Consider the following 9,055-nt stretch of genomic DNA (forward strand, 5'->3'; position numbering starts at 1 on the left):
TTGGCGGGTAAGCCAACCAACTCCGCCAGAGTAGATTCACAGATGTATGGATGCTGCCAAACTCTGTCAGCTTGCCTCACAATAGAAATAGGATAGCAACAATCACAACAGGGACTCTACTATGACTAGGGGGGCATGGATAAAGCAACGGTGGGAGCAATTGCGCTCACATCGGCTACCTCAAAAACCTCGAATTTCCTATCTAGGCGCATTTCTTTTAACACTATTCAGTTGCCTAGTCGTCTACACGATATCTGGTTCAGCCCAATCACCAGTCACGCCAGTTTCATCGTCACTGGTAGAAATTACTCAGGGATGGCAATATCATTGGGGTAATTTTTCTCAACAACAACCCAGGCTTTCAGAAGCGACGCAGAATCAGATATCTCGTGAACAATGGCAGTCATTTCAGTTTCCCGGAAAAATTAAAAAACCAAGCCATAAAAATGTCCAGATTCTGTGGTTGCGTGTTCCTTTACCCGCTGGAGAATGGCACTCTCCAACTCTCTATTTTGGCGCTGTACCTTATCTATTAGATGTATATTTAGGAGAGCAACATCTCTATAATCAATGGTCACTCAATGCGGCTGGACAAGCCAGACTAACAGACTATCAATTGCCACTCGTTCAACTTGAGTCAGGATTTCAGAATCAAACTCTATTGTTTCGGGTGTATGTCGGAGAAAATGATTCAATTTATATCGGATTATTTGATCGCGTTGTTTTGGGTGATCATCATGCTGTAATTAAACGTTTCTTTCAACAACAAATCCATACATTACTCGGTATTATATTTTTGGCGTTGGGATTAATCATTCTGGGATTGTCTTTAAGCCGCCCCGAAAAAAAATCATACTTTTACTTTGGTGTTTTAACAACGATGATCGGTATATATACCCTATCCCGGTCTTTTTTTATCCCTGTTTTTATCAATCATCTAGAGGTATTACGGTTCTGGGAATATACATCATTCTATCTGATTCCTGTGAGTGGTTGTCTTTTCTTTCAAGAAATGTTTAAAATGAGATGCCAGTCTATTATTCGCCATCTCTGGAAACTTCATCTTGCTTATGCAGCAGCGGCGTTAACGTTAGTTACCACTCACACCTTTTCTTGGAGTCAAACCGTCACTGTGGCTCAATTCTTGTTTTTAGCCAGTGCGATAATTATTTTAACTAAGTCGGTGCAAATTTCTCTGACGGGTAACGTTGAAGCCAAACTCTTTACATTAGGGTTTGGTTTGCTTACTCTATCTGCCATGAATGATATTTTAATTTATCGCCTAGAGTGGGTGAACTGGTATCAAAAACTTTATCCTTGGGGAACGTTAATTTTTATTCTCACCTTAGGGGTTATGTTAGAGCGTCAATTTATTCAAGCGCGTAACTTGCTGCAAAACTATGCCATAGAATTAGAAGCTAAAAATACTGCCTTACAACGACTCGATCAGCTTAAGGATGAATTTTTAGCGAACACGTCCCATGAACTAAAAACTCCCTTGAATGGAATTATTGGCATTGCGGAATCATTGATTGATGGAGTAACAGGAAACCTATCGGATGCGACTCGGTTTAACTTGTCGCTCATTGTTTCCAGTGGCAGACGATTACACCAGCTTGTTAATGATTTACTGGATTTCTCGCAACTCAAACACCATAACCTACAACTGAATATTAAACCAGTCGGAATTAGAGAAGTTACCCATGTTGTTTTAACCATTTCTCAACCGTTGGTCGGTAAGAAAACGATCGAGTTAGTCAATAGCATTAATCCAGAGATTCCCCCGGTTGATGCCGATGAAAACCGTGTGCAACAGATTTTATATAATTTAGTCAGCAATGGGATTAAGTTTACGGAACAGGGAACCATTGAAGTTTCAGCGACGCCAGTCAATGATATGCTAGAAATCCATGTAAGTGACACCGGAATTGGCATTCCACCGGACAAAATTGATCGCATTTTTGAATCGTTTGAACAAGCCGATGGTTCCATTGCTCGCCACTATGGAGGAACGGGATTAGGTTTAGCCATTACTCAACAACTGGTTGAACTTCACGGCGGGATAATTAAGGTTGAGTCTACGGTGGGAGTGGGATCACGATTTACCTTTACTCTGCCTTTATCTCAGGGTAAAGTTGAGGATAAACCCTCTGTTGAATTATCTAAAGTGCAAGATTATCCGTCGCGAACCGTCAGCCCAGATCGCATTATTATCGCTCAAGAGATGGCAGTTACTCCAGAGGGAACCTTCCACATTTTAATTGTGGATGATGAACCCACGAATCTTCAGGTAATTGTTAATCATCTGTCGTTGCAAAATTATGCGATTACTCAAGCCTCTAGTGCTTTGGAAGCGTTAGAGTTGATTCGCTTAGGGTTCAAACCAGATCTAATTTTGCTGGATATAATGATGCCGCAAATGACGGGGTATGAACTGTGTAAAAAACTGCGGGAACAATTTCTGCCCAATGAACTACCGATTGTCTTGTTAACGGCGAAAAATCAGATTTCCGATTTAGTGGAGGGGTTTGCGGTTGGCGCGAATGATTATTTAACCAAGCCTGTGTTAAAGAATGAACTTTTAGCCCGAATTAAAACCCATCTCCGCTTAGCCAAAATCAATGCCGCTTACGGAAGGTTTGTCCCTTATGAGTTTCTGCAATTTTTGGAACGAGAAAGTATTGTGGATGTGCAATTAGGGGATCAGGTGCAAAAAGAAATGTCTATTTTATTTGCCGATATTCGTTCGTTTACCAGTTTGTCGGAACAATTATCACCGAAAGCAAATTTTGACTTTCTGAATTCATATTTAGGTCGTGTGAGTCCCGTAATTCGCAATTATCGTGGATTTATTGATAAATATATTGGCGATGCGGTAATGGCATTATTTCCCCAGATGGCTGATGATGCATTACAAGCGGCAATTGAGATGCAAAAGCAAGTCAGTTTGTATAATGATCATCGTCAAACCTGTGGGTATGAACCGATTGCAATTGGGATTGGTTTGCATACAGGGAGTTTAATGTTGGGAACGGTGGGAGAGTCTCAGCGAATGGATACAACAGTGATTTCGGATGCGGTGAATTTAGCCTCGCGTTTGGAGGGGTTAACTAAGATTTTTGGGGTGGAGATTTTAATTAGCGAAGAAACGTTAAATGGGTTGACAAATGCTCACCATTATAGTTGTCGTTTCTTAGGTCGAGTGACGGTGAAAGGAAAACGCCAACCGATCGCTATCTTTGAGGTGTTTGATAGTAACCCGCCACCACTGATTGAATTGAAGCGACAAACTCGGACGGAGTTTGAACGGGGTGTGCATCTGTATGTGGAGAAAGAGTATACCAAAGCGCAGCAGATTTTCACTCAACTGTGGCAATGGGATGATCGCGATCGCGTGGTTCAATTTTATCAGGAACGCTGTCAGCAAGCCGAGCGATCGGGAGTTTCTGAGGTGGATATTATTATTCGGTAGTGATTGTTAGGATTGCCAGGATTATCGCAGTTGTAGGGGCGAGTCGCTGCTCATTGGTGTCAATTTAAGGCTGAAATTCTGACGTAATAAGAGATCCCCCCTAACCCTGCTTAAAAAGGGGGGAAGCAGAAATTCCCGAAACAGGGGGAAAGCAGAAATTATTCAAAGTCCCCCTTAACAAGGGGGATTTAGGGGTATCTAAACTTTGATCGCTAGTCAGTTCAGTTAATTCTTGAAATTAAGTTGACACCAATGGTCGCTGCTCTAATATGGTGGTGTGAGAATTAACCTATCTTGAAAAAGCCCCTTTAGGTACGCGGTGTCAGTAATGACCAATACCTGGCGGGGGGCGACCCAATAGAATTAATCTACTGGGCGGTGTGAATTGTGTGCGGCGGGTCGCCCCTACAGTGTTTATTTTTTCTTGATTGATTTGAGGTTATGATGGCAGGTTATCACCTAATGGTCAGGTGAGCGATCGCTCATTCGGTATAATCACGCTATAATTCAGATTAACCCTGATTTCTACCTTTCCTTAATGCCTGCTAAAGATGTTTACCATAATGTTGTCAAAACAGCTTTAGTCAAGGAGGGTTGGACAATTACAGCAGACCCTTACACGATTAAATATGAAGAACTCCAGTTATTTGCCGATTTAGGGGCTGGCAGAACAGTTATAGTCCAGAGAAACCAACAAGAAATTATTGTTGAAATCAAGAGTTTTATCGGTCGCTCTTTGATTAGGGATTTAGAGAATGCTTGGGGACAATACATTATATATAGAACCTTGCTCTCTGTTACTAATCCGAGTTATCAAGTCTATTTGGCAATTAGCCAGGATGTTTATGAAAACTTTTTTTTGCAAGTCGCTATTCAGTTGATTGTTCAACAAAATCAGGTGGCTCTGATTGTGGTCAATATAGAAGCTGAGGAGGTTACCCAATGGATAAGCTGAACCACTATCGAGATTTAATTAAAAGAATTTTGACTCACTATCATCAACTTGCGGCTCAAACTCCTAGCGCTGGGTTAGAAAGTTTGCTGGCTTTCGACGAAAGCCGAGATCAATATCTTTGGCTTCAAACGGGTTGGAGGCAAAAAAAAAGAGTTCGGGGGATTACTGTTCATATTCAGATTAAAAATGATAAGATTTGGATCGAAGAAGATTGGACAGAAGTAGGTATAGCCAATGAATTATTAAATTTAGGAGTTCCTGCTAGTGATATTGTTTTAGGTTTTCATCCGCCAGACGTGCGTCAATTTACAGAATTTGCGTTAGCGTAGCTTACCAAAGCTATTACTTAAGTTTGAGGGGTTCAAGCAAAGACAATTCAGATAATCGGCTTATTTGTTGAAACCCTGATTTCCTGAATGAATGTAATCCTAATTATCCATAAGTCCCCGCTTACTCGCTCGTCGCGATCGCGTGCATTCTATTCTACTGGCATGGCACACCTTATTTGGTGGATTAGAATTGTAGGGGCGCACCGACGTGCGCCCAATTTAACCGTAAATCTATCCCACAATTTTAGCTGTGTCACGCCACTACCAGGATGCTGTGAGCAAGCTATGCTTTGATATCAGCCTTATTGAGGTGATTGTGTCTCATCCAGTTGTGTCGCCTTGGGAATTGCAGACAGTAAAGCCCGGAGTGCATTGTTAACGGCTGCTGATGTCTTGAACACCTGAGCCACATCCGGATCAAGGGTAACTGTCACAGGAGATTTGTCAGTTTGAGTCGCAAAACGGTTAGGGTGAGCTTTGCTATAGTCAAAGTCATAGTCCGGGAGCATATCGTTATCTACATTATCAGGAAATTCAGAAGCCTGTGAATTTTTCATAGTCTTTGCGTTCCTTTTTAGTGGCTAGACGGGCGCTGATGATACGGATAAGGTTTGTTCTCCTGTCAGTGAAGCAAACGAGCAAAAGTAGATTATTTTGGTGTCCAATAATGATTTCTCGTCGCTCACCAACAGAGTGCCATTCATCCTCGAAAATGTAAGCCAGTGGATCATTGAAGATAGCTTTATCGTCTTCAAAACTGACGCCGTGTTTTTTGAGATTCAGGCTAGCTTTTTGGTCATCCCACTCAAATTGTAGAGTCATACATTGATTTGAGGCTAATTGATGATAAAATTATCAGCAATCTTACCAGCCAAAACCTAGTTTATACTTGGCACAGTGACAATTTGAGTGTTTGTTATGCAACAGCTTAGTCTTGAGCGAAGCCTCTGGGTAGATTCTGACCCATCGCGATCGCGTGGTTCTATTCTACTAGAATGCTGTGAGCAAACCATGCTTTTATATCAGGCTTATTGAGGTGATTGTGTCTTATCCAGTTCCGTTTTGAGCTGTTCCACTGATGGCAGGTTATCACGTAATGGTTCAAGGAGCGATCGCGTTTGGCACTGGTGTTACTGCACGAATTGCACCGGGAGTTTCTCTCCTCTGTAGATAGCGATCGCGATTACTTCCATTTTCACGCTAGCGCGATCGCTCACTCGGCATAGTGACAACGTTACTCCTGTTCATCATCATCTGGTAATGTTTCCATCTCTTGAGCTATCTGTAAAATCCGTTGGTAAAGATTATCGGTTATCCAGAAACCAGCTTCATTGACTAAGGCATCTAACAATGGACGAACGGCTGGGATTGAGCCTTGTGCTTTGGCACGAAGTAGCACACCTAAAACACCTTGTACGCGCAAGCCATAGCGTGTCGCTACCTGTACACCCCGGCGTTCATCCAACATGAGTAAAGTGGCTTGTCGTTCGACAGCCAGTGCAATAGCCTCTGCTTCACCTGAATCGAGTTCCGATTCTAATTGAATGACGAATTCCCGATTCATTACCGTTACAGTCTCTATCCAACTGAGCGTTTGGACTTCTGCTGCTCCGGGTACATTAAATCGTGTCAGTTCTTTGTAAACGGCTTGTGGAATCAGAATTGTGCCGTAGAGTTGGTAGAGTAGATCGAGCTGGGCGATCGCGGCTAAATTGGTAATTGGTGACGCAAGAGCTGACAAATGTCACAGATAGCCGATCTCCTGCATCATTGCCACCTCAGCCTCTAATTCTGGCACATCATAATGCACAGGGATTTGACGACTGGCTAGCAGCTTTTGAAAGTGCAAACGGGGCAGATTGGCTAATCGACTGGCTTGCGCTAATGTTAGGCGTTCCTGCTGAAATAGCAGAATGGCGATTTCTTGCAACATCTCTGCATCGGAGAGTTGAGCACTGTTTAGGACTTCATCGGGAATGACAACAGCCATCGGGTATACTAGGACTGGTTTACTACTATTCTAAAGATAGTAGGAAGTGTGATCGCCTTTGGTACTGGCGCTACTGTATGAATCACACCGGGAGTTTCTCTCCTGTGTAGGTAGCGATCGCCAATACTTCCATTTTCACGCTAGTGCGATCGCATCCAGTTCCATTTCTAGCTGTTCGACTGATGGTAAGCTATTACGTTATGGTGAGGTGAGCGATCGCTCTCTGAAGCCTAGTAGGAAGTGCGATCGCCTTTGGTACTGGTGTTACTGCACAAATCGCACCGGGAGTTTCTCTCCTCTGTAGGTAGCGATCGCGATTACTGCCATTTTCACGTCGGAGAGCGATCGCATCCAGTTCTATTTCTAGCTACTCTACTGATGGTAAGCTATCACGTCATGGTGAGGTGAGCGATCGCTCTCTGAAGCATAGTATTGAGTGCGATCGCCTTTGGTACTGGCACTACTGCACGAATTGCACCGGGAGTTTCTCTCGTCTATTGAACAAGATCATTCCCATGTCGTCGGATAGTGTTCTACTGTACCATCCTTTTTGATGAGGACTACGTAATCCTGCGCGAACTTGAAACCAGCTTTTATGAGGTGTTTCCCTAGTGCAGTGTCTTTGATCTGTTCCGCCTTTTCTTTCTTTGCATAGAGTACATACCCCTCTTTCCACTTGTACTTCTTTTTCTCTTCTTCTTTCTCTTCTTCTTCCCCTTCTTCTTCCCGGTATAGAGCCTCTTTATTGAGAAATCTCCGAAGATCACTGTCATAGTTTTCTCCGCCTTTCCCTGTAAAGCCTGAGAAGAGTACGATCATGTCATCATTTGTTACCTCTGGTGGTAAAGCTGCTATATTTGCGTCTGACCCATGATGTGCTACCTTGACAACATTTATGGGGTTGTTTTCATCTTGTTTATAAAATTCCTTTACTTGTGAGGCTGCTGCTTCCGGTGTCATGTCTCCGAGGCTGTACATAGTGAAAACTCTCTTGCCCTTTCCATTTTTTGTTTCCAACCCTCCTTTTACTACTTTCGTCACCACACCGAGACTCAGCGCATTTGGGTCTTTCTCACCCTTTTTTGTCTTCGGCACGATCGCACGACCAGTCATTCGCAGCAGTTCCTCGCTACTTCCGTTTTCGCTCTTTTTCTTTCCACTCTCTTTCTTCTCGCTAAAACTGAACAATCGCTTTCTTTGATCACTGCTCTTATTTAGCTTAATCGTAACTTGCTCATTGTGCTTCCCTCCACCTGATTCCCCTGCATGTAAACCCTTTAGAACAGCCTCATTCACTGGGAGGTCGCCCCCAGAGTGGTCAGCATGGCTGTGCGTAATTACGCCGTAGACCATCTTTGTATTGTCTGGGATGGGGGTCGTTTTTATCTCTTCCTCATCGGAGGATTCCGCTTCCTCTAGAACGGTCATAGTAGAACTCCTCTTGAGTGTTTGAGTACTAATGGTCTTTAACCTCTTATTCTGAGCCGTTCCAGAGTTGCCGACATCAACGAATGCTCCCACCTGTGAGGTTCCCCTTGCAGCGTATAGCGCTGCGTCCCCTGCCGTGCCACCCGTCAACCCACCGAACTGCACTATTGCAAACCGGGAAGACTTCCACTGTTTTTCTATTAAGCTTTTTGTAGTTTCACCTTTAACGAACGGATCTTTCTGAACCGTGTTTTGCTTGACTTGTAGGCGGGAGCTGCGACGCCCAGTTAATGATTGCTGAGGTTTTTTGTCCTCAGGCTCTTCATCATCTGACTTACCTTCGGCGTCATCCTGGTTTTCCTGAGTTTTACGCTTTTTCGGCTTAGGCAACGAAGTTGCCTTATTATCTCTCTTCTTCGAGTTGTTATTATTTGAAGATTCTTTTTGGGTAATGTTTCCTCGACGTCTTTTTTTTCTTAAACTTCTTGTTTCTTCTGAAGATGATGACTGCTCTTCTTCGCTCTCATTATTCCTATTTTTTAATAAGCGGGGGCTGCGTCGCGGCCCTGTACTATTCCGAGACGAAGGATATCTCGTTCTAGAATCGCTCTTCTTTTTGGGCATAGGTAAACAACTTACTCCTAATTTTTAGATAAAAAATTTCTTCTACAATATCTCTTGCGCTTTTTCTTTAAATGAAACTTACATCCCGCATCGTCCTATCCCGTAACACCAACTGCTTTAGCTTTCTACACCGTTTGCCGCCTCATCCGGTCTGCTGCTACTTTTGCCGCCCTTTCTGCGGCGATTCTTCGCGTCAGTTTACTCCCTTGCGTTTGCACCATTCCCATCCGTTTAGCAGCGACAGCTTCAGCAACTTT

9 protein-coding genes are annotated in these 9,055 nt (G+C 43.3%); 4 read left to right on the forward strand and 5 right to left on the reverse strand.

Features of this window, described 5'->3' with window-relative positions:
• The first annotated feature begins 121 nt into the window (after positions 1–121).
• The 3 genes from ACLFWI_RS04140 to ACLFWI_RS04150 all read left to right on the forward strand — a co-directional run bounded on the left by ACLFWI_RS04140 (position 122) and on the right by ACLFWI_RS04150 (position 4,756).
• Positions 122–3,472 carry an ATP-binding protein gene (locus ACLFWI_RS04140; protein ID WP_446411870.1) on the forward strand — a complete coding sequence of 1,117 codons (3,351 nt, stop codon included), beginning with the start codon at positions 122–124 and terminating at the stop codon, positions 3,470–3,472.
• Between the two features lie 538 nt (positions 3,473–4,010).
• Positions 4,011–4,427 (forward strand): XisH family protein, encoded by a 417-nt coding sequence (locus ACLFWI_RS04145; protein ID WP_446407575.1) that lies wholly within the window; start codon positions 4,011–4,013, stop codon positions 4,425–4,427.
• Positions 4,415–4,756 carry a XisI protein gene (locus ACLFWI_RS04150; protein WP_446407576.1) on the forward strand — a complete coding sequence of 114 codons (342 nt, stop codon included), beginning with the start codon at positions 4,415–4,417 and terminating at the stop codon, positions 4,754–4,756. Before ACLFWI_RS04145 ends, ACLFWI_RS04150 begins: the two co-directional genes overlap by 13 nt.
• 302 nt (positions 4,757–5,058) lie before the next feature.
• Here the strand turns inward: ACLFWI_RS04150 and ACLFWI_RS04155 are convergent, their stop codons facing one another.
• The 4 genes from ACLFWI_RS04155 to ACLFWI_RS04170 all read right to left on the reverse strand — a co-directional run bounded on the left by ACLFWI_RS04155 (position 5,059) and on the right by ACLFWI_RS04170 (position 6,746).
• The gene (locus ACLFWI_RS04155; RefSeq protein WP_446411871.1) at positions 5,059–5,313 is read right to left on the reverse strand and encodes a hypothetical protein; all 255 of its coding nucleotides are present in this window, start codon (positions 5,311–5,313) and stop codon (positions 5,059–5,061) included.
• Complete coding sequence (locus ACLFWI_RS04160) at positions 5,291–5,578, reverse strand: BrnT family toxin (protein WP_446407578.1); 288 nt, start codon at positions 5,576–5,578, stop codon at positions 5,291–5,293. The genes ACLFWI_RS04155 and ACLFWI_RS04160 overlap by 23 nt, the downstream gene beginning before the upstream one ends.
• Before the next feature lie 412 nt (positions 5,579–5,990).
• A complete protein-coding gene (locus ACLFWI_RS04165) occupies positions 5,991–6,497 on the reverse strand; it encodes a DUF3368 domain-containing protein (RefSeq protein ID WP_446407581.1) in 507 nt (168 codons plus the stop codon).
• A gap of 3 nt (positions 6,498–6,500) precedes the next feature.
• Positions 6,501–6,746: a UPF0175 family protein gene (locus tag ACLFWI_RS04170; protein ID WP_446407582.1), complete on the reverse strand. Its 246-nt coding sequence runs from the start codon at positions 6,744–6,746 to the stop codon at positions 6,501–6,503.
• Positions 6,747–6,804: 58 nt separating this feature from the next.
• On the opposite strand from ACLFWI_RS04170, the gene ACLFWI_RS04175 reads away from it, so the two are divergent.
• Positions 6,805–7,050, forward strand: coding sequence for a hypothetical protein (locus ACLFWI_RS04175; RefSeq protein ID WP_446411872.1), 246 nt, complete (start codon positions 6,805–6,807; stop codon positions 7,048–7,050).
• A 203-nt stretch (positions 7,051–7,253) separates the two neighbouring features.
• On the opposite strand, the gene ACLFWI_RS04180 is transcribed toward ACLFWI_RS04175, so the two are convergent.
• Complete coding sequence (locus tag ACLFWI_RS04180; protein ID WP_446411873.1) at positions 7,254–8,798, reverse strand: hypothetical protein; 1,545 nt, start codon at positions 8,796–8,798, stop codon at positions 7,254–7,256.
• Positions 8,799–9,055 lie beyond the last annotated feature (257 nt).

This window comes from Coleofasciculus sp. (assembly GCF_046539235.1).
Lineage (GTDB): Bacteria > Cyanobacteriota > Cyanobacteriia > Cyanobacteriales > Coleofasciculaceae > Coleofasciculus.